The organism is uncultured Veillonella sp. (assembly GCF_963522475.1).
GTDB lineage: Bacteria > Bacillota > Negativicutes > Veillonellales > Veillonellaceae > Veillonella.
The window spans coordinates 1-22,902 of record NZ_CAUQYW010000006.1 but is presented as its reverse complement, the minus strand read 5'-3'; the positions used below and the strand labels follow the sequence as shown (position 1 = coordinate 22,902).

Here is a 22,902-nt window from a genome sequence, read left to right as displayed (position 1 = left end):
TTATTTAATTCCTGCGAAATCGGTGTTTTTAGACTGAGTGAGATTTGTTATACTAAATATAGTTATTCAGCTAAAAGAGAGGAGCTAGATTATGAAATTAAACACGCGCGATATTGTATATATTGGATTTATTGCTGCCCTATGTGCAGTAGCAACAACGATTCGCATTGAAATACCAGGTGGGGCCATGGTTCATTTAGGTTCCGCTGCTCTCTTTACCACATCTATTCTCTTTGGTGGTTTATATGGTGGTTTAGGTGCTGCTATTGGTTCCGCATTATTTGATCTTTTTGGTGGACATACGCAATACATTATATTCTCTTTCTTTATTAAAGGTATTGCAGGTTTTATTGTAGGTGGTATGACAGCAGGTTACTTGCCTCCATCCATTACAAAGCCGACAGCATCCGTTACACGCATTTTGATTGCTCTTATTATTGGTACAATTTGGACTGCATTTGGCTATTTCTTAGCATGGTGGTTTGTTCTTGAAAGTGCAGCCGTAGCAGCTAGCAAAATTCAATACTCCTTGATTACAAGTGCTGCAGGTATTGTGGTGGCTATTATATTGACACCAAAATTACAAAAGGTAGTACGTAGACTATTTACAAAAAAATAATGGAGTATGGTTATATTCTTGGAATGGATATAGTAGAATATTGTCATTATAATCTGTAGTATCTCAAGTCAGGGGATATAAATCGCACCTTAATTTTCTAAATAGTAAAAGGGCGCTCATTAGCATATATATTAACTAATGAGCGTCCTTTTCTTTTCGTTTTACATCATTTGTTTATTGATTTTGTTTATGGCATTAAAAGTTACAAAGGTCGTTTAGGTTTTCTGCCATGGTAGGATGTGTGAAGATTTGATTTTTGAAATATGTATATGGAATGTTGTTATCCATAGCCATTTTAATGAGATTAATCAACTCTTCAGCACCTTGAGAATAAAGTGTAGCACCGAGGATTAAATCGTTATCTGCATTTACTACAATTTTAAAAGCACCTTTTAAATAGTCGTTTACATGAGCTCTTGGCATGGTAGCTACGAGCATTTCTTTAGTTTTAACTGTATATCCTTTGTTGATAGCATCTTCTTCTGTGAGACCTACACGAGCCAGTGGAGGTGTTAAGAATGTTGTGTAAGGAATATTTTTGCGATCTTTTAATGTGTATTGGCCATTACCTGTAAGAGCACCAAATACAATGCGGAAGTCATCGAGAGAAATATACGTAAATTGAGGACCACCATTTACATCGCCTACTGCATATACGCTAGAAACGGAGCTTTCACACGTATCATTCACTACGATAGCACCGCGTTCGTTAGTAGTAATATCCGTATTTTCTAAACCGATGTTAGCTGTATTTGGTTTGCGACCTGTAGCATATAAAACAGCATCAAACGTATAGTTTTGACTATTTGCAGTAATAACAGGTTTGTTGCCATCATTAGATACAGAGTTTAATGTTACATCGTTAAGAATAGTAATACCTTGCTCAGTCAAGTACTCGTTAGCTAATTCTTGTACAATCGGTTCCTCCCGTTTTAAGATGCTAGATTCAATATTGAATACGGTTACCTTTGTACCTAGTTTAGCATATAGGCTGGCAAATTCAAGGCCGATAGGACCAGCACCGATAACGCCTAGTGTACTTGGTTGAGGCGATAATTGTTGGATTTCTGTGCTATTATAGAAGCCTGTTGCTGTGTCGATGCCATCAATGTTAGGCTTAATCGCTACAGCACCAGTGTTAATAATAATTGTTTCACCAGATAAGATGATTTTATCTTCCCCAGCTGTAACGGCGATTTCTTTATTACTAATGAATTCACCATGTCCAGTATATACATCGATATGTTCATTAGTGTCTAACATAGCGAAGTTTTTATTGCGTAAACGAGATGTAACTACCTCGCGTTGGTTTAATACTTGATCGTAAGATAATCCTTTTGATGCGGCTATAATCATCGTCTTGGTAGGTATACATGCGATATTAATACATGTGCCACCATACATGAGTGGGTTTTCTTCAATCATAGCTACGGCTTTGCCCATGGAGCCAAATTTAGCTGCTAATGTTTTACCGGCTTTGCCAAAACCTAGGACAATAAGATCATAATGTTTGGTATTCATACAATACCTCCTGTTTTTATATTGAAAATGTTAGATATATTTATTATAGCATATTACAGTAGATATAAAAGTAAAATATGAAAATAATTCTCTATAATTTAGATGTTAAGTATTTCTACTTGACACATCTTTTTTTATACTGTACCATATGTAAAGTAATATGACTTGACAGTGATGGAGGTGGCGAAATGGAAGAACGAGTACTTATCAGTTTGCTTTTAGATTTCTATGGTCCACTATTGACGGACAAGCAACGGCTGTCCTTACAACTTCACCACGAAGACGATATGTCCCTTGGCGAGATTGCTGAGGAATTAGGCGTATCACGACAGGCTGTACACGATAACTTACAGCGTGCTCGACACATTTTAAATGATTACGAATCAAAATTGCACTTGGTAGAACAATATGAGCAACGTGAAGGTTTGCTTTCACAGTTGAAAGAAAACTTGCCTGAAGAGGTGTTAGCTGAAACCAAGGTACAAAAAGTATTGGCGCAAATGGAGGGATATTATGGCATTTGATAGCTTGTCAGAAAAACTGCAAGAAGCCTTTCAATCCTTGAAAGGGAAGGGTAAAATTACTGAAGATGATGTCAATCTTGCGTTGCGTCAAGTACGTACAGCACTATTAGAAGCGGACGTTAACTTTATGGTTGCGAAGGACTTTGTGAAGTCCATTAAGGAAAAGGCCCTCGGTGAAGAGGTATTCGGTTCTTTAAATCCTGCGCAAACAGTTATTAAAATCGTAAATGATGAGTTAACAGCCTTATTGGGTGGTACACAAAGTCGTATCATGATTTCCAGCAAGCCACCAACAATTATTATGCTTGTTGGTTTACAAGGTGCTGGTAAGACTACAACAGCTGGTAAATTGGCAGTATACCTTCGCAAACAAGGTAAACATCCAATGCTCGTAGCTGCCGACGTATATCGTCCAGCCGCGATTACTCAATTGCAAGTTGTAGGTAAGCAGATCGACATCCCAGTATTTGCTGATGAAACACCTGGTGCTAATCCAGTAGACATTGCGCGCCGCGCCGTAGAACAAAGCACGCATATGTTGAAAGATGTTGTTATCATCGATACAGCTGGTCGCTTGGCTATTGACGAAGTCCTTATGGACGAGTTGTCCAACATCAAAGCAGCTGTTCGACCTCATGAAATTCTACTCGTTGTAGACTCCATGATCGGTCAGGATGCGGTAACAACAGCACAAACGTTTAATGAAAAATTAGGCGTTGATGGCGTTATCCTTACTAAACTCGATGGTGATGCGCGCGGTGGTGCTGCGTTATCCATCAAAGCTGTAACAGGTTTACCAATCAAGTTTACTGGTGTGAGCGAAAAAATGGATGGTTTCGATGTATTCTATCCAGATCGTATGGCTTCTCGGATTCTCGACTTGGGTGATTTTAAAACATTAATCGAAAATGTTCAAGGCGCTATCGACGAAGAAGAAGCTCGTGAAATGGCTAAGAAAATGGCGAAAAACAATTTCACCTTGGATGACTTCTTGAAACAGATGAATCAAGTGAGAAAGTTAGGGCCATTACAAAATATTATTGGTATGTTGCCAGGTATGGGTCAAATTAAGGATCAATTAAAAGATCTCGATTTGAATAGTAAAGAGGTGCGCCGCATTGAGGCCATCATTACATCCATGACGGCAGCAGAGCGAGAAAATCCAAGTATTCTTAATGGTTCTCGCCGCAAGCGTATTGCATTAGGTTCTGGTACACAGGTACAAGATGTCAATCGCTTGTTGAAACAATTTGAAGAAGCGCGGAAGATGATGAAGCGCATGCAAGGTTTACGTGGCGGTAAGGGCGGCTTCCCTGGAATGCCTAAATTACCGTTTATGTAATACATGGGCAGGGGCGCTGAACCTGTCCACCCATATCAGTATAAGGAGGTGAATTTCACATGTTAAAAATTCGTTTGACTCGTTTAGGTGCTAAAAAAGCTCCTTTTTACCGTATCGTTGTTGCTGACGCACGTGCTCCACGTGAAGGTCGTCCTGTTGACACTATTGGTCAATATGATGCTACTAAACAACCAGCTATCGTTAATGTAGACGAAGAAAAAGCTTTGGCTTGGTTAGCTAAAGGTGCTCAGCCTACTGACACTGTTCGCTCCTTGTTCAAAAAACAAGGCGTTATGCAAAAATTTGCTGATGCTAAAAAGTAATTAATAGAGAGGCATACTGTGATGATAGAATTAATTTCATTAATTGCGAAATCATTAGTGAAGCAGCCAGATGCCGTATCTGTTACCATGGTCCAAAAGGGGAATATGGAAGTTTACGAACTTCACGTAGCCCCAGAGGATATGGGCAAAGTCATCGGAAAGCAAGGACGAATTGCGAAAGCGATTCGCGCTGTGGTGAAAGCGGCGGCTATTAAAGAGAACAAAAAGATATCTGTTGATATTGTCTAAAAGGGAGTATTCCAATGGAAGAAATGACATTACGTGTCCCTGTAGCAGTAAAAGCAAAAGTAACAGAAGACTTGAAAGCGAAAATTGTATCCGATCTTGAAACTCGCCTTGATATGGTGAATAAAGATTTGGAAGCAATTGAGTTCCAAGCTCAACGTATTTTGGCTGATGCGGCTAAAGTTGATGCTACAAGTCTTACTGCGATTCGTCAACAAATCGACGAAGAGAAAAATAAACGCTTGGCTTTCAAAGAAGAAGTAACAGCTAAATTGAAAGATGCTCAAGAATTGTCTTTGGGAACTGAAATTCCTCAAGGCACATTAGAGCAAACAGTTACCGTTAAAATCGGGGATAATTTGGATGCCATGATGGGCGCTGAAATCCTATTAGAAGACGGTAAAATCGTTGCGTTTCGTCAATAATGAAGCATAACGATTTCATCACAATAGGTGTTATCATCGCCCCGCACGGCGTGCGGGGTGATCTTCGTATTATGCCTAGAACCGATTTTCCAGAACGGTTTATGCATATGGATGTCTGTTACATCGATGGTAAAGAATACCACGTTGCATCCGCACGATTTCATAAACAATTTGTACTAGCATCCTTTAAGGAAATTCCTGATCGCAACGGTGCGGAATTATTCGCTAAGAAAGAGATTCAAGTACGTCGTGAAGATTTGGTAGAATTACCAGAAGGTCGCTATTACATCTTTGATATCATTGGTCTTGAAGTACAAGATACAAAGGGAAATGTGCTTGGCACAGTGACTGATGTATTGCAACCTGGTGCTAATGATGTCTATGTGGTTTCCAAAGATGGGGAACCAGATCAATTATTTGCAGCCATTGAAGAGGTCGTTAAAGACATCGATGTGGAACATAAATTAATGATCGTAGATCCGCCTGAATGGATATAATCCGTTAGGCGGTTTTATTTTATCTACATATAGGTATATTATGGTAAAAGTTATATAATATAGCTATATATAGATAATACTAATGAGTTTATGTGAGTTAATAAGTACAGAGGATGGTCTATGCGTATTGATATCGTATCTTTATTCCCTGAGTTTTTTGATGCTTTTTTTAGTCATTCCATCATAAAACGGGCTATTGAAGCGGAGCGTTTATCTATGGGGGTAACTAATCCTCGTGATTTTAGCCATAATAAACACGGTCAAGTAGATGATACGCCGTATGGTGGCGGTGCGGGTATGCTTATGATGGCACCTCCCATTTTTGAAGCGGTAGAATCTGTTATTGCTCAATATGATAGCGATATTAATAGCGCCTATTCCACAGATGAGATGTGTGATGAAATGAGCCTTATTGGTAATCCTAGTGAAAGTATACGACGTCGTGTTATTTTTATGGGACCTACAGGTCAACCTTTTACACAAGAAAAGGCTCGTGAACTAGCGACGTACGATCAATTGGTGCTCATTTGTGGTCATTATGAAGGTGTAGACTATCGTGTAGAGGAGCATCTAGTGGATGAAACCATTTCCATTGGGGATTATGTATTAACTGGTGGCGAGTTGCCAGCTATGGTTGTAGCCGATGCAGTAGCTCGTATGATTCCTGGCGTACTGGGGGCTGCTAGTGGGGCACAAGAGGATTCTTTTTATGAGCCCCTTTTAGAATGCCCACAATATACAAAACCACCAGAATTTAGAGGTTGGACTGTACCAGATGTATTACGCAGTGGTCATCATAAAAATATTGCTGCATGGCGCCAAAAAGAAGCACTGAAACGAACCCGCTTGTTGCGACCTGACTTATTAGAACGATCATTAACAAAAGAGGAAATTAAACTGTTAAAAGAAATTATTTCAGAAGAGTCTAGGCTATGAAATTTAAGTGTTATGATGTTGTAGAGATTCAGGGCAAACGATATGTAGTCGGGGAGGTCATTTCTTATCAAGAGTTTATCGTTGATAAAACAATACGTTATGATCTTAATGATGAAAATTATAAAAAAGAACTAGGTGTTTCCAAAGGAGCTCAGTCTTGGACCGAATATGGCCTTATGCCCGTTAATGGGACGGATAAAAAATGGCTTACCATTGTAAACGGTGAAAAAGAATATTGCACTTTTTCTGAAACAGTTTTACGTTCAACTCCTCCTGCAGGATATAGACTACATGATAAAGGCATAGAACGTGTCGTAGCTGTGGAGGGGCAATCGAAGGCTAGAAGTGGCGACGAAGCAGATTATAAAGAATATAGATCAATTAAAAAGGATAAAACCTATGTATTCTTTATTGAGGACTGGCATGGTGGTTTGACGGATTATGCTCAAGGTGAGCGGATTCGTTTGTCTGATGTACATCGACGGCGAGATCAGGCTGCTCAAACAGCGAGTAAAAAGATTCGTAATGCAGCTCGCAGAAAAGAATGGACACGATTGGGGCTGAGTTGGGGAATCATTTTATTCTTTTTTGGATATTTATTTATAGGAGATATGTCTTGGCATGAATTGCGTGATGAAGTAGGATTCCCATATACCATGGAAGAGCGCATTAAAGATTCCTATTATTATGAACCGCAAGGTACAAAAGACGGTTTGATGGTATATACGTCAAAGCAAGATCCTAATGCAACGGCTATCGATCTTATCGATGCTGTGTATGGTAAGGTTTATACCATTAAACAAGATACTAAGTCCCCTGAGCAGTGGATTGTTATTTATACGACTAAAGAAGTATCTGTTATTAGTGTGGTTAATGGCACTACGTATGTTGAAGTGGGGCAATTAAAAAACTTGTCAGATTCGGAGGATAGACGTATAGCGACTATTAGAAATGACAGTGAAATATTGTTACGATATGCGTATATGGTGGAGTTAAAGAATAAGCAGGGGCGTAAGACGTTATCAAATATAATAAAAGATTGATATGGTATTGATTTCAGTTACGAAATCAAACGAAGGAATATTATATGTATGAACCAAGTAAGAATACTGTTTACATAGCCATAGCCTTTACATCTATAGCAGCTCTAGTAGGCGCTTATTCGTATTGGGACGATGTTAGCTATGCTCTATGTGATGTGGTCAAACCAGAATCGAATAATGGTGAAGTGCGGCTCGTTGATGATGAAGGTAAAAGCTATACCTTGATTAATCATGGTGATGGAAAAGAAACTGCACTTTATGATGATGCTGAGAAGTCTGTTACCTTTCATCGTGATGAGAAAGGCAATATTATATGGGATGCAGGCTTAGCCAGTTTGATTCCAACTTTGGCGGTAGGTTACTATGCGTTCCATGGCTTCTCAGCTCCAACGGCATATATGGATGCACCCAGTATGACCTATCGTGCTACATCGCCACTTACACCTTTTGATGCAAATACAGGCGCTAGCAAATCTAATAGTGCAAGAGTGGCTAGGACTATTAATGAGATGACTAGAAATCGTTACAATACTAAAACGAGTAATCGAGCACATAGAATTGGTGAAAAGTATGGCTTTGGTAGTGTAGGGGCACGAACTTCGAGCGGTGCCTCTTAATGAAAGGATGAACAATGAAATCCTATATTGATGAGCTTGATAGAAATATATTTAATTTCGTGGAATATGAAGGGTATGATGATCGGTATCCTTCTTTGTCTATGCAGGCCTTTTCATCCGACTTTTACGATGAAATTCGCCATGCTTCACGTAGATTATTTCAAATATTTTGTAAAGCTGCAAAAGTATTTCAAATGGCACCAGATGACTTTGCTCGAAATATGGATATGCCAGACAATTTAATTCCTTATTTACATAAGTCGAATGCCTTAGGGTTACCGACGTGGTTATCTCGCTTTGATTTTGTTCTCGATGTAAATGGCAATTTGCGGATGGTAGAACTTAATGCAGATACGCCATGTTTTCTTATTGAAAGCTATTATGCCAATGAAGTTGCAGCTAATTATGTAGGACGAAAACATCCTAATATAGAATGCCGAAAAGAATTACATACATTTTTTAAGCGCATGTATGATGCTGTTTTATCTGCTAAGTATGGTAGAAACCAATATGAATCTATGCGGGCAAATAGAGAGAGCCTACCTAAGAATCCCTTTGTATTCTCTTGTTTTCATGATTATTTTGAGGACTACGGTACAACACAATTCCTTATGAAGGAATTAAAAACAGCCTGTCCTGAGGCAGACACGCGCTTCATATCTTTTTATGATATGAAGATTGATGATGAGGGCATTCCTTTAGAAGATGGTAGTCATGCGACTCTATTATATCGATTGCATCCCATGGAACTTTTGATTGATGAACAAACACCAGATAATGAACCTTTGGGTGAGATGTTTTTAGATCTTTACGAGGAGAATAGATTTGCTCTTTTTAATCCGCCAGAGTCCATTATTTTACAAAACAAATCATTTATGTCCTTAGTATATGCATTGTATTTAATAGAACAATTTTTTACGAAACCAGATCGAGATATCATCGAGCGTTATTTGGCACCATCCTATTTTGAAAATGATTTTTCCTCTCTTGATGATGGCCTTTATATTCAAAAGGAGATTTGGGGGCGTGAAGGAAGGCATGTACAAGTTGTTCAAAAGCGTGGTGATACATCTGAGCTTTACATGGAAAAGCTAGTTGATAACTATGATAATATCGTTTGTCGCGATAGTAAAAAGGTCATGTATCAAGACTTTATACAGCAGAAACGTGTTACTCATACAGTGGATTGTGGAACGAAAGATGGATTTTTAACTGTATCCTGTTTTATGCTTGGTGATCAAGCATCTGCAGTAGGGTGCCGTTTTTCCCCAGAGGAGATAGCTGGTACAGAAGCATACTTTGTACCATTACTAATAGAGTAAGTGAAATACTATGTAATTTTTGACCATATAGAGTATGGTTAAACAAAGAATAATAGGTGTACTTCGTAGTGGTCGTGGTTACGTCTACTTTAGAGAGGGTGCGTATGGAGTTTAATTGTTATGATGTCCTAGAGGTTCATGGCAGCCGTTATGTAATCACTGAGAAAATTAAATATATAGAGATTATTCCAAAAGCAGATAAGGAACAATCCTATAGGGGCCAGCCGTCTATGACAAAATCACCTGGTGATTATTGGCATGAATATGGACTAGAGGCTGTTGAGGGAATCGATAAAATATGGTTAACCATTGAGTATAATGATAATGACTGGTGTACCGTATCCAGAACATCTTTTCATACACGGCCGGGGAAAGATTTTACATTACATCAAATCGGCTTAGAAAAGGTTGTCGATGTGGATGGTGAAAGTGGTGCCTCCGTAGGGGATCGCGCAGGATATAGAGAATATCAGTTACCTTGTGAAGGTGGTGTTAGTGTATTCTTTGAAGAAGAGTGGTTTGAAGGTGAAAAAATCTTTGCCGAAGGGTCACGAGTGCCATTGGTGAATATTCGTCTTTGTAATGATGCCGCTGCTCAAGCTATTAAGCAAAAGATGCGTAACAAATCTATGAAAAAGAAGTTTGGCTCTATTGCTGTTGGAGTAGGGTATGCTGTACTATTTTTACTGTTTCTGTTTTGGTCGGACGATGATTTGTCTTGGCATAGTATACGAGCTATGGTTGGAGTGCCTTATACGGCAAAAGAACATATGCATGATACATCTGCATATTATACAAAAACAGATTCGGATAGCGAATATGCATACACGTCTACACTAGATCCTGTTAGTACCGCATTAGACTTGATTGATTCTGTGAATGGTGATATTAACAATGAGCGGGATAACTTAGAAGAGGGACATGAAGTTATTGTCTTTTATTCAGGGGACTTGGTGTATATCATTACCAATACGGATGGACAAACTAAGGTTAAGATATGTGAACAATCAAAATTGACACAAGAGGATTGGAAAATTATTGATCGTACATTAATCAGTTCCCATATACTTGATTCTTATGCGACTATGGTACGTTTACGGGATAATAGTGGACGCGAGCGATTATATCCTACCACTAATTCTGGCAACACATCCAATACAAAATTATATTATTAGGAGGCTTATTATGATTTATATACCAGATGTATTATTGACAATTTTTTATGCTTGTTTTGGTATTATACTGATGTTGACAGCGAACACGGTTATCGATTTCTTCGTGCCTGGAAAATTTAGTGAAGAAATTAAGCGTGGTAACTGTGCTGTGGCGTGGCTTTCAGCGGGATCATTTATCGGTATCGGTGAAATTTTGCGCGCTGTTATTATGTCACCAGCCGTGACTACGGCTGATACGTCCCTGTTACATGGCATTGTAGCCAGTGTTGTATACGCTGTGCTAGGTATTATACTATTTGTAACGGGCTATATGTTTATCAATATTTGGCATCGTAAATATAAATTATCCGAAGAAATTATGCGTGGTAATACAGCGGCTGGTATTCTTGTATTTGGCATTTTCGTAGGTCTTGCTCTTGTTATTAGCGGTGCTGTGCACTAAGGGAGCGTTTTATGTATAAGCCAAGTAAGAAAACCATATACCTTACAGGTGCTTTCGCCGCAGTTGCTGGTCTTGTAGGTGTGTATTCCTACTGGAACGATATCTCTTATGCTGTGTGTGATAAGGTTTATCCAGAGGCAAATGAGGGAGAGGTTCGATTAAAGGATAGTCAAGGTAATCGGTATTCTCTTTTAAACCATGGTGATGGAAAAGAAACCGCCTTGTATGATGATAATCGTTCAGTTACCTTTCACCGTGATAATGGTGGAAACTTAGTGTGGGATGCTGGTTTGGCAAGTTTGTTACCAACTATTGCAGCTGGGTATTATATATTTCATGGGTTTAATCCTCCTACGGCACGTATGGATGGACGAACTATGACGTATCGCGCGGTATCGCCATTAAAACCGTATGAACAACCTAATGAATATACGTCATCAGGATCAACTATACATGGCTATGGAGGTGGAAGAAGCTTTCGTAGTTATGAGAATAATAGAAGTAAGAAAGCATCATCTATAGGGCAAAAGTCTGGCTTTGGCAGTGCTGGTGCACGGTCTAGTGCTTCATAATGGATGCGATGACACTATATGCAGATGGAAGTTGTTTAGAAATTAGGAGATTTAGCATTGGCAAATTTATATATTGGGCTCGTTCATTATCCGATTATGAATAAGCATAAAGATGTGATAACGACGGCCATTACCAATTATGATATTCACGATATTGCACGCGCATCTATCACCTATGATGTATCTAAATATTTCGTGATTCATAATATACCAGCTCAACGAGAATTAGCAGCTACCATTATGGAGCATTGGAAGTCAGGCTTTGGTAGTACCTATAATCCGGACAGAAAAGATGCTTTCAGCGGTGTAGAACTGGTTAATTCAATTGCGGTAGTTGTGAGAACAATTGAGGATATAGAAGGTATGAAACCTATTGTAGCTACAACAGATGCTCGGACCTACGATAATACAATTTCCTATGCACGGATGCGTGAACATCTTGAAAATGAGGGCCGCCCTGTGTTAGTATTATTTGGTACCGGTTATGGTATGACAAAAGAAACGATGGAAAGCTTTGACTATATTTTAGAACCTATATATGGCCATGGTGAATACAATCATTTATCTGTGCGTAGTGCCGTTTCAATCATCTTAGATCGATTGCGGGGCGAGGCATGGTGGAATAAATAGGAGGCGTCTATGTCAGGACATTCAAAATGGGCAAATATTAAACATAAAAAAGGCAAAACTGATGCGTTGAAGGCTAAATTAGCTACGAAAATCGGTCGCGAAATTACCGTGGCAGCACGCATGGGTGGTGCTGATCCAACAGGTAATATGCGTTTAAAATTGGCTTTGCAAAAAGCTCGTGAAAACAATATTCCTAAGGATAATATTCAACGTGCCATCGATAAAGGCGTTGGTGCTACGGATATGAACGCATACGAAGAAATCATATATGAAGGTTATGGTCCAGCTGGTGTGGCTGTTACTGTAGAGGTTATGACGGATAATCGTAACCGTGCGGCCGCTGATGTGCGTCATGCCTTTTCTAAACAAGGTGGTAATCTTGGTGAAAGCGGTTGTGTAGGTTGGATGTTTAAATCTAAAGGTGTATTCGTTATCGATAAAGCAGGTCACGATGAAGATGAATTGACATTGTTGGCTCTTGATGCGGGTGCAGAAGACCTCAAGGCGGAAGATGATGTGTTTGAAATTTATACAACACCAGAAGATTTTGATGCGGTAGAACAAGCATTGGCTGATGTGGGTATCGAAACAGAAGTAGCGAAGATTACTATGATTCCGGATACAACTATCGAATTATCTGGTGATGACGCTGTAAAAATGCAAAAAATGCTCGACGTATTGGACGATCTTGATGATGTACAAAACGTATATCACAACGGTATTTTGCCAGACGACGAAGAAGAATAATATTAAGGAGCACTCTGAGGGGTGCTCCCTTTTTGTTGATTCATGAAATTTAGAGTTTCTGTAAATGTTAAGAATACTAATAGATTTCTTATAAATTTTATATTGAAATTCATGAACTTCGATGTGGTATTGTGCTATAATGAAATAGATTATGTAATGGAGGTAGGCGACAGCTTATCTCATTTTTAAACTAAGGGGGTTAAGGTGCGAATTATAGGTATTGACCCAGGCACGGCTATATGTGGATATGGCATTATTGACGTGAAGGGGAGTAAATTAACACCTGTAGCCTATGGGGCTATTACAACTCCTAAGGAATTAACCGATTCACAGCGGTTGGAAATTTTATTTAATGACCTAAGTGATATTCTAGAGGAATTTAAGCCGGATAAGTTCGGCGTAGAGGAATTGTTCTTCAATCGTAATGTAACGACCGCTATTAAGGTTGGTCAAGCTCGAGGCGTTATATTATTAGCGGCTGAGCAACAACGAATTTCTATCTATGAATATACACCGCTACAAATCAAGCAAGCTGTCACAGGTTACGGTAAGGCTGATAAGAATCAGGTTATTTATATGACGATGAATATTTTGGGGATTCGTGAGAAAATTAAGCCCGATGATACGGCGGACGCATTAGCTGTTGCCATCTGTACGGCCCATAGTTCTCACAATGATAGATTGAAGAGGTTGGTGTAATGATAGGGTATGTACGGGGCATCGTAACACATCTCTTTAAAGAGTCTTGTTACGTAGATGTACATGGCGTAGGGTATCGCGTTTATGTGTCGACCACTACGCGTCAACAATTGATTGAAGGTCATGAGGCAACGCTATTTACGTATTTGAATGTGCGGGAAGATGCAATGCAACTCTATGGTTTTTGGACGGAAGAGGAGTATGAGTTGTTCATTTTACTCATTTCTGTTTCAGGTATAGGACCTAAGGTGGGGCTTGGCATTTTGTCTGGTATGACGCCGGAGTCTTTCAAATTAGCTGTTATTAATGGCCAAGTACAGCAATTAACCAAATTGCCTGGCATTGGTAAGAAATCTGCAGAGCGACTTGTTCTGGAGTTAAAGGATAAGTTAGCGAAAATGACGCATATATCTGCAGAATCTCCAGCAGCCATACAGCCGATTGGTGTTGCCGCTAGTGGTGCTGCCGGTGAGGCTATTGAAGCTCTCGTATCGCTAGGTTATTCAGAACGAGATGTATCTGATATTGTAGAGTCTTTAGATGATGGTAAACGCGATGTATCTGAGTTGATTAAAGTCAGCTTGATTGAGCTTGGGAAAGGACGATAAGGATGAACGAAGAAGTACGCCTTGTCGGAAATGGCGAGCACGAAGAAGATATGTGGCAATATAGCCTACGACCAAAGTTCTTTAATGAGTATGTAGGTCAAGAAGAGGCTAAAGGTAATCTAAATGTGTATATTCAGGCGGCTAAGCAACGTGGTGAAGCCTTAGATCACGTATTGCTCTATGGTCCACCAGGTCTTGGGAAGACTACTTTGGCAGGAATTATTGCGAATGAATTGGGTGTTAATTTTCGCATAACCTCTGGTCCTGCCATTGAAAAGTCTGGTGACTTGGCTGCGATTTTAACAAATTTAGATGATCACGATGTACTATTTATCGATGAAATTCATCGCTTGTCTCGTAGTGTAGAGGAAGTATTGTACTCTGCAATGGAGGACTATGCTATCGATATCATCATCGGTAAGGGCCCAAGTGCTCGAACGGTGCGCATTGATTTGCCAAAGTTTACTTTGGTAGGTGCCACTACACGGGCCGGGGCTTTGGCGGCACCTTTAAGGGACCGTTTTGGTATTATTAATCGGTTGGAATATTATAAACAATCAGAATTAGAGTTTATTGTGACTCGAGCTGCAGAAATACTCAATATAGGTATTGAGCTAACTGGGGCTAGCGAAATTGCGCGTCGTTCTAGGGGAACGCCACGTATCGCAAATCGTCTACTTAAACGGGTGCGTGATTTTGCACAAGTTATTGGTGATGGGGTTATCACTCAAGACATTGCAGATGATGCGTTACAACGTTTATATATAGATAAAGAAGGACTCGATCGAATCGATCGACGTGTGTTGGAGTGTATTATTGAAAAATATGATGGTGGTCCAGTAGGTATCGATACTATTGCGGCCGCTATCAGTGAAGAGAGAGATACCATCGAAGATGTGTATGAACCATATTTAATGCAATTAGGATTTTTAGGACGCACACCACGTGGGAGGGTGGCCACTAAATTAGCCTATGAGCATTTAGGTATTTCACAGACAGGGAAATAAAAATGAAAACAAAACGATTACAATTGATGATCATGGCTACTTTGTTTTTAGGTGTAAATATTGGCGGTGCTTCTGTCGCAGAAGGAGCCACATTGCAACATAAGAGTGCAGTTGTGACTAAAAAACCAATTCCAAAATCAACAGTATCTACAACCAATGTATTAAAAGTAAATATGACGAAGAAGTCAACTTTTAGACCTCTTGTAACTAAACCGGCTCCAAAGCCTGTGGCAAAAGTGACATCGAAGTCAAATGCTTCTAGGACTGTAACAACAGTAAAAAAAACATCTGTTCAAAAGCCTGTAGCAAAATCTACAGTTACTAGTGCTAAGAGTACAACGATAAAGCCTACTACATCTAAGGTTAGTAAAACATCTGATGCCAATAGTATTCATGCTAATACAGCTACTATTACACGTAATAAGGTAGGCTCCGTAGTGACACCAGCTACAACACGAGTAGAGTATGTACCGAATGTGCGTGTTCTATTAGGCAGCCGTAGCTCTGATGCTACTGTTACGTCTACAGCTAATATGGTTGTTTTAAACAGCTCTAATGGTCAAGCTAGTACTATTAATGCAAATCGTGGAACCTCTGTTGGCGTTCGAGGTGGTAAAATTGCTGTTAATGGCAAGGCCATTGATAGTGTGGTTACCTTAAAACCTGCTAATAGTGATGCGCCATTTTTGTTTGAAGGTAAAGGTTATCGCGGTGGACTTACATTACGTGCTAACAACGGTAAAATGATGGTTATTAACTCTGTACCACTTGAAGATTATCTTTATGGCGTAGTTCCACAGGAAGTCGTTCCGTCTTGGCCTGCAGCAGCATTAGAAGCACAAGCTGTAGCCGCTCGCACTTATGCGCTTCATACAATGGAAGAAAATAAAGGGAAATTGTATGATGTGAGCACGTCTACAGATCATCAAGTATATAATGGTGTTAGTGGTGAAACGCAAGCTACTACGAATGCGGTTAATAAAACAAAGGGGATGGTTATGCTATATAATCAACGCCCTATTAATGCTTTATTCCATTCGGATGGCGGTGGCTATACAGAGGATAGTGTCAATGTATGGGGCAGTGATGTACCATATTTGAAGGGGGTAAAGGATTTTAGCACTGGTACATCTACATCGAACTGGACAGTTACCACTTCCCGTCAAGCTCTTGAAAGTAAGCTTAATGCAGCAAGTAAAGGGGTTGGCAAATTGAAGAGTATTCAATTGACACCACTTGGTAAGCCAGGTCAACAAACATCTGACCGTGGTGTGTCTGGTCGTATCAAGAGTGCTACTTTTATAGGTACCTCAGGGAAGACAACAATTGATGGAGATTCTTTACGCAGTATTTTAGGCTTAAAATCTACACTTTTTGATTTCTATGTAAATCATAATCCTGCAAACAGTGTGGGTAAGGCATACCATAATTTTACTGGTAGTAATGATACTGTCTACATTAAAGGCCACGGTTGGGGGCATGGTCTCGGTATGTCTCAATGGGGTGCTGCAGAGATGGCGAAACGTGCTACTCCAGGGGATACAAATTATTACCAAACTATTTTGCGTCACTACTATAGTGGCATTACATTAAAGAAAATGTACTAATAAGGATTACGATGAAAGTTACAGATTTTGATTATGAATTGCCAGAGGAACTAATTGCTCAACATCCTGTAGAACCTCGCGATACTGCGAGACTGTTAACCTTGGATAAGGTTAACGGTGAGGTTGCGCATAAAGAGCATTTTTACGATTTGCTAGATGAGCTCCATGAAGGGGATGTACTTGTATTTAATAATACAAAGGTTATTCCTGCAAGATTATATGGTCAACGGCAAGGTTCTGGTGGCAAGGTAGAGGTATTGCTCCTCACTCCATGCGGTGAAAACCGTTGGGAATGTCTTGTAAAACCTGGTAAAAAATGTCCTATTGGTCAAGTTATCGAGTTTGATGACCGATTAAGTGGGACCGTTATAGATAAAACTGAGTTTGGAGGTCGTATCATTGAATTCACTTGTAACAGTGTATTTGATGATGTTATACAAGACATTGGTGAAATGCCATTACCTCCATATATTCATGAAAAGTTAGAAGATAAAGATCGTTATCAAACTGTATATGCAAAGGAAAAAGGTTCCGCTGCAGCACCAACGGCGGGGCTTCACTTTACGCCTGAACTATTAGAAAAGATAAAAGCTAAAGGTGTTGATCTCGAGTTTGTTACCTTGCATGTTGGTCTTGGTACGTTTAGACCTGTATCGGCGGAGACGATTGAAGATCATGAGATGCATAGTGAGTTCTTCGTTGTATCTCAAGAAACCGCTGACCGTATTAATGCAGCTAAGAAAAACGGACGCCGTATTATTGCGGTAGGTACTACATCTGTACGTACACTCGAGTCTGCTACAAATGATGACGGTATATTACAAGGTATTAGTGGATGGACTCAAATCTTTATCTATCCTGGTTATAAATTTAAGATGATTGATGCATTGGTAACAAACTTCCATTTGCCTCAATCTACATTGTTAATGTTGATCAGTGCATTAGCTGGTCGTGAACATTGTTTAGCGGCCTACGAAGAAGCTGTTCGTGAACGTTATCGTTTCTTTAGCTTTGGCGATGCTATGTTTATACGTTAGGAGGGACTATGCCAAGTATTACTTATGAATTACAAAAGACATGTCCTCATACGGGGGCACGTGCAGGTTTATTGCATACGCCACATGGTACCTTCCAAACGCCTATGTTTATGCCTGTAGGTACACAAGCGACAGTTAAAACTATGACACCTGAAGAGTTAAAGGCAATGGGTTCTCAAGTCATCTTGAGTAATACATACCATTTATTCCTTCGTCCTGGTCCTGAGCTTGTGGAAGAAGCAGGTGGGTTGCATAAGTTTATGAATTGGGATCAAGCTATTCTGACTGATAGCGGTGGGTTCCAAGTATTTAGCTTAGGTGACATGCGTAAAATTACTGAGGAAGGTGTAACCTTTAGATCTCATATTGATGGTTCTAAACAGTTCTTATCTCCTGAGGTTGCCACAAAGGTACAAGAGCAATTAGGATCTGATATTGCGATGGCCTTTGATGAATGTATTCCGTATCCAGCGGATCATGATTATGCGAAGCGCTCAACAGCACGTACCACACGTTGGGCTCATCGTTGCCAAGAGGCTCGTAAAGCGCATGATCGTCAAGGTATGTTTGGTATTGTTCAAGGTGGCATGTATAAAGACTTGCGCAAGCAAAGTGCGGAAGAACTTGTAGCTATGGACTTTGAAGGTTATAGTATCGGTGGGTTATCCGTCGGAGAGCCTCATGATTTGATGAATGAGATTTTAGAATATACTACGCCATTATTACCAACTAACAAGGCTCGTTATTTAATGGGCGTCGGTACGGCGGATTGTCTTGTAGAAGGTGTAGCACGTGGTATTGATATGTTTGACTGTGTATATCCGACGCGGGTGGCTCGAAATGGTATGGCTATGACTTGGAAAGGTCGCCTTAACATTCGAAACGCGCAATTTGCTCACGACTGGGGCCCTTTAGAAGAAGGGTGTCAATGTTATACATGTAAAAATTACTCTCGCGCTTATATTCGTCATTTATATAAGGCGGAAGAAATCTTAGCATTGCGTCTCGTAACGTATCATAATCTTTATTTCTTGTTAGAGTTTATGCGTCAAATGAGACAAGCTATTTTAGAGGATCGATTCCCTCAATTTAGAATGCAATTCTGGGATAGCTTTAAAAAGTAGTAATTAAGTCTAGTCAAATTTATATTAGGTAGATATACTAGAAAAGAATACATTTTTTGTATAGGAGGATAACATGGAAGATATTTTACAAGTGTTGCAAACGAGCTGGCCAATTCTATTGATGGTCGTAATCTTTTACTTCTTATTGTGGCGTCCACAAAAGAAACAGCAAAAAGAACGGGCTAACTTGTTAGGTAGCTTAAAGAAAGGCCAAAAAATCGTTACAATTGGCGGCATTTATGGTGAAATCATTGAACTTGATGACGAAAAAGTAAAAGTACAAGTATCTGAAAAAGTAGAGTTAACATTTGCTCGTACTGCCATTGCTAACGTACTTTCCAAGAAAAATAAGGAAGAAAAATAATGAATACAAAGGAAGCAGTGCGCCGGGCGTGCAAGTCCCAGCGCGCTGCTTTATCCGTTGCTGATTGTAATACATGGACATCAATGTTGACGGAGCAAATCGTCAATACTCCTGAATATAAATCAGCCAATAGCATTATGGCCTATTTGGCGATGCCCAAGGAGGCCGATTTAGACGATGTTATACGTCATGCTTTAGAACATGGTAAATCCGTATATGTTCCAGTATGTACAGATAAGACGACTATGATTGCAGTTTGTCTTAAGTCTCTAGAATCTATCACTCGGGGTGTGTTAAATATACGCATTCCCTCTGAGCCATACGAGGTTATTAATCCACATGACCTGGATTTGATTTTAGTGCCTGGTGCTGGCTTTGACCGTCAAGGTGGTCGCATGGGGATGGGGAATGGGTATTATGATCGATTTCTCAAGGAACTTTCACCAAGTACATATATGGGCGTATGTTGGAGTGTCCAAATTTGGGATGAACCAATCCCTATGGATGGATTGGACCAACGGATGAATAAGATTGTAACGGAGCAAGGTGTTATACATTGCGTATAGTAGTAGAAGGGAGCAACTATTTTGAACGGTAAAGCTATTATCAAGTTTTTAGTAGTCATTGCTGCCATCATTGGATTATTTGCGTATTTCATTCAACCTTTAGCAGGTTCTTTGAAACAAGGCCTAGACTTACAAGGTGGTACGCATATCGTATTGGAAGCAGAGGATTCTGCAACTGGTCAAGCTGACAATGATGCAGTGGAACGGGCGAAGCAAATCTTAGAACGTCGTATTAATGAAATGGGTTTGTCTGAACCATTGGTACAACGTGAAGGTGCTCGCCGTATTATTATCGAATTGCCAGGTGTAAAAGATCCTGATGAAGCGATTAAACGTATCGGTAAAACAGCGGTCTTGGAATTTAAAAATGACCAAGGTCAAACTGTTATGACTGGTGATGATTTAAAAGATGCGAAAGAAGAGTTAGGCCAAAATAAACAACCACTCGTTGCTATTGAATTAAGCGATGAAGGGGCTAAGAAATTTGCGGATTTAACATCTAAAAATATTGGCCGTCGCATTGCCATCACTTTGGATGGTAAAGAATTGACTAATCCTGTAGTGCAACAAGCAATTACAGGTGGTAAAGCAACAATTTCTGGTAGTCAAAGCTTAGAAGAAGCTAAAGACTTGGCTATTTTGTTACGTTCTGGTGCATTGCCTGTTAAAATTAATGTATTGGAAGTTCGTACTGTAGGTCCTTCTTTGGGGCAAGACTCCAAAGATAAATCTGTTGTAGCCTTCAGCGCTGGTATTGCGATGATCATGATTTTCTTGGTTATCTTATATCGTTTTTCTGGTATCGTAGCTAATATTGCATTACTTGTATATGTTATGCTTTTATTGCTTGTATTGGGCAAAGGATTTAATGCTACAATGACATTGCCAGGTATTGCTGGTATTATCTTGTCCATGGGTGTGGCAGTAGATGCGAATATTCTTATCTTTGAACGTTTTAAAGAAGAGGTGTTCTCTGGTAAATCTATGCGTGTAGCCATGGAAGCTGGTTTTAGCCGTGCATTAGCAACAATTACTGATGCGAACGTATCCGTTATTATTACGGCTGGTATCTTGACAATCTTAGGTTCTGGTCCAGTAAAAGGCTTCGCTATCAGCTTAGGCGTAGGTGTTGTTGTAAGTATGTTTACAGCGATTACAGTGAGTCATTTCTTGTTGCGCTTACTTATTGACTGTAACTTTACGAACCATCCATTCTGGTTTGGTGCGAATATCTCTCCAAGCACAAGTGCTGACGCATTTGCACCAAAATCTTTGAAAGGAGGTAAACGCAAATGACATTAGACGTAATTAAACATCATCGTTGGTGGTTTGCTATTTCCTCCACGCTTGTTATTATCAGTTTGATTTCTATCTTTACTAAAGGTTTTAACTTTGGTATTGACTATACTGGTGGTACCATTGTAGAAGTTGTATTTGATCAACCTGTAGAAGTTAGTCAAGTTCGTGACGTTTTAAAAGAATATAATCTTGAAAACTCCCAAATTCAGCTTTCTGGTGATACGACTGGTGAAACAGCTGGCGAAGACGTAATGATTCGTACACGTAATCTTGAGTCTAGTGAAAGTGCAGCTGTAGTTGAATCCTTGACTAAATCTATTGGTAATAATACAGTTAAACGTATTGAAACTGTAGGTGCTGTAATTGGTTCTGAAGTTACAGAACATGCGTTGTTAAATCTTGTTATAGCCTTCGCAGCATTAGCATTGTATATTTCTTATCGTTTTGAATATAAAGTTGCTATTTCTGCTCTTGTTGCTATTTTCCACGATTTAATCATGGTCCTTGGCGTATTCTCTTATTTCCAATTGGAAATTGATGCGTCTTTCCTTGCTGCTATTCTTACGGTTGTAGGTTACTCCATGAATGAATCTGTAGTTATCTTTGACCGTGTTCGTGAAAATACACATACACATAAACGTTCTGATACATTTGCAGATCTTGCGAATGCATCTATTACACAAAGTATTCACCGTAGTTTCTATACATTGGCGACAGTTATGTTCGCCTGTGTATCTCTTTATCTGTTCGGTGGGGACACTACAAAGAATTTTGCTCTTTGTATGATTATCGGTTTTGCTAGTGGTGCGTACTCCTCTATCTGTGTAGCTACATCCTTATGGGTTATGTGGAAGAGTCGCAACAAAAACGATATCCGCAATCAACAATAATATATTAATCAACAATAATATATGAACTACTTTTACTATAATAATGGTGAAAGTATTGAACCTCTCTAGCATACAGTCTAGAGAGGTTCTTTTTATCTGGTGTAATATGTTGAAAGGAGAAAAGAAGAATAAAAGAATAGAGTTTTTAGGATAGTTGTACTTATAATATAAAAATAATAAGCTAATCTTATTGAATTCTATAGAATTGAGGCATATAATAGCAAAGTAACATAGGAATTTTATTGGTGAAAGTTTCTCTTCGTAGATTTAGATAAAATCATAAATCCTTATAGGATACTTTTGAAAGTATTCTATAAGGATTTTTTAGCATTAGTAGTAATTAGCGAAAGTTAGTTAAAAATAAAATGAACTAAAGTAATTGAAAAAAGATGTTATACAATTAAAAGCCTAAATTAATTAGGAATTAAGGCGTACTTATGATGAGGTGTGGTGAAGTTAAAATGAAGTTGTAAAAATAAGGTTTTTATATGTTGACGATTATTTTATTTGTGCTATACTAATACAAGTCGTTAGGACACAGCACAAACGATGAGCACAAAAAAACTTCTGAAAAAAGTTTTAAAAAGTGCTTGACGTAATGAGCTGAACTTGATAGAATAATCAAGTCGCCAGTTAATGAAACACTTCGAAAGAAGGTGGTGGAAACTGGTACAGATCTTTGAAAACTGAACAATGATAGGTAATCAATCATATGATTGA

At 39.2% G+C, this 22,902-nt stretch carries 27 protein-coding genes; 26 read left to right on the top strand and 1 reads right to left on the bottom strand.

Annotated elements, in window-relative coordinates; translation table 11 throughout:
* Window positions 1-91 precede the first annotated feature (91 nt).
* The gene (locus RWP19_RS04820; protein ID WP_314356681.1) at window positions 92-619 is read left to right on the top strand and encodes an ECF transporter S component; all 528 of its coding nucleotides are present in this window, start codon (window positions 92-94) and stop codon (window positions 617-619) included.
* 195 nt (window positions 620-814) lie between these two features.
* Here RWP19_RS04820 and RWP19_RS04815 read toward each other — a convergent pair whose 3' ends face one another.
* Window positions 815-2,140, bottom strand: coding sequence for an FAD-containing oxidoreductase (locus tag RWP19_RS04815; RefSeq protein WP_314356680.1), 1,326 nt, complete (start codon window positions 2,138-2,140; stop codon window positions 815-817).
* A gap of 188 nt (window positions 2,141-2,328) precedes the next feature.
* Between RWP19_RS04815 and ylxM the strand changes: the two genes are divergently transcribed.
* The 25 genes from ylxM to secF all read left to right on the top strand — a co-directional run bounded on the left by ylxM (window position 2,329) and on the right by secF (window position 22,182).
* Window positions 2,329-2,664 (top strand): YlxM family DNA-binding protein, encoded by a 336-nt coding sequence (gene ylxM, locus RWP19_RS04810; RefSeq protein ID WP_295210781.1) that lies wholly within the window; start codon window positions 2,329-2,331, stop codon window positions 2,662-2,664.
* A complete protein-coding gene (gene ffh, locus RWP19_RS04805) occupies window positions 2,654-4,006 on the top strand; it encodes a signal recognition particle protein (protein ID WP_105090322.1) in 1,353 nt (450 codons plus the stop codon). Before ylxM ends, ffh begins: the two co-directional genes overlap by 11 nt.
* 59 nt (window positions 4,007-4,065) lie before the next feature.
* Entirely contained in the window at window positions 4,066-4,329 is a 264-nt protein-coding gene (rpsP, locus tag RWP19_RS04800; protein WP_004695565.1) for a 30S ribosomal protein S16, read from the top strand.
* Between the two features lie 21 nt (window positions 4,330-4,350).
* A complete protein-coding gene (locus tag RWP19_RS04795) occupies window positions 4,351-4,578 on the top strand; it encodes a KH domain-containing protein (protein WP_009352618.1) in 228 nt (75 codons plus the stop codon).
* A gap of 14 nt (window positions 4,579-4,592) precedes the next feature.
* Complete coding sequence (locus RWP19_RS04790) at window positions 4,593-5,000, top strand: YlqD family protein (protein WP_105086221.1); 408 nt, start codon at window positions 4,593-4,595, stop codon at window positions 4,998-5,000.
* On the top strand, window positions 5,000-5,497 hold the full coding sequence (rimM, locus tag RWP19_RS04785) for a ribosome maturation factor RimM (RefSeq protein ID WP_314356679.1): 498 nt from the start codon (window positions 5,000-5,002) through the stop codon (window positions 5,495-5,497). Before RWP19_RS04790 ends, rimM begins: the two co-directional genes overlap by 1 nt.
* A 120-nt stretch (window positions 5,498-5,617) precedes the next feature.
* Window positions 5,618-6,433 carry a tRNA (guanosine(37)-N1)-methyltransferase TrmD gene (trmD, locus tag RWP19_RS04780; RefSeq protein WP_314356678.1) on the top strand — a complete coding sequence of 272 codons (816 nt, stop codon included), beginning with the start codon at window positions 5,618-5,620 and terminating at the stop codon, window positions 6,431-6,433.
* Window positions 6,430-7,476, top strand: a complete 1,047-nt coding sequence (locus RWP19_RS04775; protein ID WP_314356677.1) for a DUF4178 domain-containing protein — start codon at window positions 6,430-6,432, stop codon at window positions 7,474-7,476. Before trmD ends, RWP19_RS04775 begins: the two co-directional genes overlap by 4 nt.
* A 44-nt stretch (window positions 7,477-7,520) precedes the next feature.
* On the top strand, window positions 7,521-8,093 hold the full coding sequence (locus RWP19_RS04770; protein WP_314356676.1) for a hypothetical protein: 573 nt from the start codon (window positions 7,521-7,523) through the stop codon (window positions 8,091-8,093).
* Between the two features lie 14 nt (window positions 8,094-8,107).
* Entirely contained in the window at window positions 8,108-9,415 is a 1,308-nt protein-coding gene (locus RWP19_RS04765) for a glutathionylspermidine synthase family protein (protein WP_314356675.1), read from the top strand.
* 104 nt (window positions 9,416-9,519) lie between these two features.
* Window positions 9,520-10,590 carry a hypothetical protein gene (locus tag RWP19_RS04760; protein WP_314356674.1) on the top strand — a complete coding sequence of 357 codons (1,071 nt, stop codon included), beginning with the start codon at window positions 9,520-9,522 and terminating at the stop codon, window positions 10,588-10,590.
* A gap of 10 nt (window positions 10,591-10,600) precedes the next feature.
* Window positions 10,601-11,032, top strand: a complete 432-nt coding sequence (locus RWP19_RS04755; RefSeq protein ID WP_005377920.1) for a DUF350 domain-containing protein — start codon at window positions 10,601-10,603, stop codon at window positions 11,030-11,032.
* An 11-nt stretch (window positions 11,033-11,043) separates the two neighbouring features.
* A complete protein-coding gene (locus RWP19_RS04750; RefSeq protein WP_119206522.1) occupies window positions 11,044-11,604 on the top strand; it encodes a hypothetical protein in 561 nt (186 codons plus the stop codon).
* Between the two features lie 57 nt (window positions 11,605-11,661).
* Window positions 11,662-12,234 carry an RNA methyltransferase gene (locus tag RWP19_RS04745; protein ID WP_314356673.1) on the top strand — a complete coding sequence of 191 codons (573 nt, stop codon included), beginning with the start codon at window positions 11,662-11,664 and terminating at the stop codon, window positions 12,232-12,234.
* 9 nt (window positions 12,235-12,243) lie between these two features.
* Window positions 12,244-12,981, top strand: coding sequence for a YebC/PmpR family DNA-binding transcriptional regulator (locus RWP19_RS04740; RefSeq protein WP_314356672.1), 738 nt, complete (start codon window positions 12,244-12,246; stop codon window positions 12,979-12,981).
* Between the two features lie 204 nt (window positions 12,982-13,185).
* The gene (ruvC, locus tag RWP19_RS04735) at window positions 13,186-13,680 is read left to right on the top strand and encodes a crossover junction endodeoxyribonuclease RuvC (protein ID WP_314356671.1); all 495 of its coding nucleotides are present in this window, start codon (window positions 13,186-13,188) and stop codon (window positions 13,678-13,680) included.
* Entirely contained in the window at window positions 13,680-14,288 is a 609-nt protein-coding gene (ruvA, locus tag RWP19_RS04730; RefSeq protein WP_314356670.1) for a Holliday junction branch migration protein RuvA, read from the top strand. The genes ruvC and ruvA overlap by 1 nt, the downstream gene beginning before the upstream one ends.
* Before the next feature lie 2 nt (window positions 14,289-14,290).
* Window positions 14,291-15,295, top strand: coding sequence for a Holliday junction branch migration DNA helicase RuvB (gene ruvB, locus RWP19_RS04725; protein WP_314356669.1), 1,005 nt, complete (start codon window positions 14,291-14,293; stop codon window positions 15,293-15,295).
* A gap of 2 nt (window positions 15,296-15,297) precedes the next feature.
* Complete coding sequence (locus tag RWP19_RS04720; RefSeq protein ID WP_314356668.1) at window positions 15,298-16,902, top strand: SpoIID/LytB domain-containing protein; 1,605 nt, start codon at window positions 15,298-15,300, stop codon at window positions 16,900-16,902.
* An 11-nt stretch (window positions 16,903-16,913) separates the two neighbouring features.
* Complete coding sequence (gene queA, locus RWP19_RS04715) at window positions 16,914-17,939, top strand: tRNA preQ1(34) S-adenosylmethionine ribosyltransferase-isomerase QueA (protein WP_314356667.1); 1,026 nt, start codon at window positions 16,914-16,916, stop codon at window positions 17,937-17,939.
* Between the two features lie 8 nt (window positions 17,940-17,947).
* Complete coding sequence (gene tgt, locus RWP19_RS04710) at window positions 17,948-19,063, top strand: tRNA guanosine(34) transglycosylase Tgt (RefSeq protein WP_105086235.1); 1,116 nt, start codon at window positions 17,948-17,950, stop codon at window positions 19,061-19,063.
* A 73-nt stretch (window positions 19,064-19,136) separates the two neighbouring features.
* Window positions 19,137-19,427, top strand: coding sequence for a preprotein translocase subunit YajC (gene yajC / locus RWP19_RS04705; RefSeq protein WP_314356666.1), 291 nt, complete (start codon window positions 19,137-19,139; stop codon window positions 19,425-19,427).
* Window positions 19,427-19,993: a 5-formyltetrahydrofolate cyclo-ligase gene (locus RWP19_RS04700; RefSeq protein WP_314356665.1), complete on the top strand. Its 567-nt coding sequence runs from the start codon at window positions 19,427-19,429 to the stop codon at window positions 19,991-19,993. The genes yajC and RWP19_RS04700 overlap by 1 nt, the downstream gene beginning before the upstream one ends.
* Window positions 19,994-20,014: 21 nt before the next feature.
* Window positions 20,015-21,289 carry a protein translocase subunit SecD gene (gene secD, locus RWP19_RS04695; protein ID WP_105086237.1) on the top strand — a complete coding sequence of 425 codons (1,275 nt, stop codon included), beginning with the start codon at window positions 20,015-20,017 and terminating at the stop codon, window positions 21,287-21,289.
* A complete protein-coding gene (secF, locus tag RWP19_RS04690; protein WP_314356664.1) occupies window positions 21,286-22,182 on the top strand; it encodes a protein translocase subunit SecF in 897 nt (298 codons plus the stop codon). Before secD ends, secF begins: the two co-directional genes overlap by 4 nt.
* Window positions 22,183-22,902 lie beyond the last annotated feature (720 nt).

Excerpts from the sequence above, each read along its gene's own strand:
- RWP19_RS04820 (WP_314356681.1), top strand. The coding sequence starts at position 92 with ATGAAATTAAACACGCGCGATATTGTATATATTGGATTTATTGCTGCC.
- RWP19_RS04740 (WP_314356672.1), top strand. The coding sequence starts at position 12,244 with ATGTCAGGACATTCAAAATGGGCAAATATTAAACATAAAAAAGGCAAA.
- yajC (WP_314356666.1), top strand. The coding sequence starts at position 19,137 with ATGGAAGATATTTTACAAGTGTTGCAAACGAGCTGGCCAATTCTATTG.
- RWP19_RS04775 (WP_314356677.1), top strand. The coding sequence starts at position 6,430 with ATGAAATTTAAGTGTTATGATGTTGTAGAGATTCAGGGCAAACGATAT.
- RWP19_RS04765 (WP_314356675.1), top strand. The coding sequence starts at position 8,108 with ATGAAATCCTATATTGATGAGCTTGATAGAAATATATTTAATTTCGTG.
- queA (WP_314356667.1), top strand. The coding sequence starts at position 16,914 with ATGAAAGTTACAGATTTTGATTATGAATTGCCAGAGGAACTAATTGCT.
- ruvA (WP_314356670.1), top strand. The coding sequence starts at position 13,680 with ATGATAGGGTATGTACGGGGCATCGTAACACATCTCTTTAAAGAGTCT.
- trmD (WP_314356678.1), top strand. The coding sequence starts at position 5,618 with ATGCGTATTGATATCGTATCTTTATTCCCTGAGTTTTTTGATGCTTTT.
- RWP19_RS04760 (WP_314356674.1), top strand. The coding sequence starts at position 9,520 with ATGGAGTTTAATTGTTATGATGTCCTAGAGGTTCATGGCAGCCGTTAT.
- RWP19_RS04770 (WP_314356676.1), top strand. The coding sequence starts at position 7,521 with ATGTATGAACCAAGTAAGAATACTGTTTACATAGCCATAGCCTTTACA.
- ylxM (WP_295210781.1), top strand. The coding sequence starts at position 2,329 with ATGGAAGAACGAGTACTTATCAGTTTGCTTTTAGATTTCTATGGTCCA.
- ffh (WP_105090322.1), top strand. The coding sequence starts at position 2,654 with ATGGCATTTGATAGCTTGTCAGAAAAACTGCAAGAAGCCTTTCAATCC.
- ruvB (WP_314356669.1), top strand. The coding sequence starts at position 14,291 with ATGAACGAAGAAGTACGCCTTGTCGGAAATGGCGAGCACGAAGAAGAT.
- RWP19_RS04700 (WP_314356665.1), top strand. The coding sequence starts at position 19,427 with ATGAATACAAAGGAAGCAGTGCGCCGGGCGTGCAAGTCCCAGCGCGCT.
- RWP19_RS04790 (WP_105086221.1), top strand. The coding sequence starts at position 4,593 with ATGGAAGAAATGACATTACGTGTCCCTGTAGCAGTAAAAGCAAAAGTA.
- RWP19_RS04755 (WP_005377920.1), top strand. The coding sequence starts at position 10,601 with ATGATTTATATACCAGATGTATTATTGACAATTTTTTATGCTTGTTTT.
- RWP19_RS04720 (WP_314356668.1), top strand. The coding sequence starts at position 15,298 with ATGAAAACAAAACGATTACAATTGATGATCATGGCTACTTTGTTTTTA.
- RWP19_RS04750 (WP_119206522.1), top strand. The coding sequence starts at position 11,044 with ATGTATAAGCCAAGTAAGAAAACCATATACCTTACAGGTGCTTTCGCC.
- tgt (WP_105086235.1), top strand. The coding sequence starts at position 17,948 with ATGCCAAGTATTACTTATGAATTACAAAAGACATGTCCTCATACGGGG.
- secF (WP_314356664.1), top strand. The coding sequence starts at position 21,286 with ATGACATTAGACGTAATTAAACATCATCGTTGGTGGTTTGCTATTTCC.
- RWP19_RS04815 (WP_314356680.1), bottom strand. The coding sequence starts at position 2,140 with ATGAATACCAAACATTATGATCTTATTGTCCTAGGTTTTGGCAAAGCC.
- rpsP (WP_004695565.1), top strand. The coding sequence starts at position 4,066 with ATGTTAAAAATTCGTTTGACTCGTTTAGGTGCTAAAAAAGCTCCTTTT.
- rimM (WP_314356679.1), top strand. The coding sequence starts at position 5,000 with ATGAAGCATAACGATTTCATCACAATAGGTGTTATCATCGCCCCGCAC.
- RWP19_RS04795 (WP_009352618.1), top strand. The coding sequence starts at position 4,351 with ATGATAGAATTAATTTCATTAATTGCGAAATCATTAGTGAAGCAGCCA.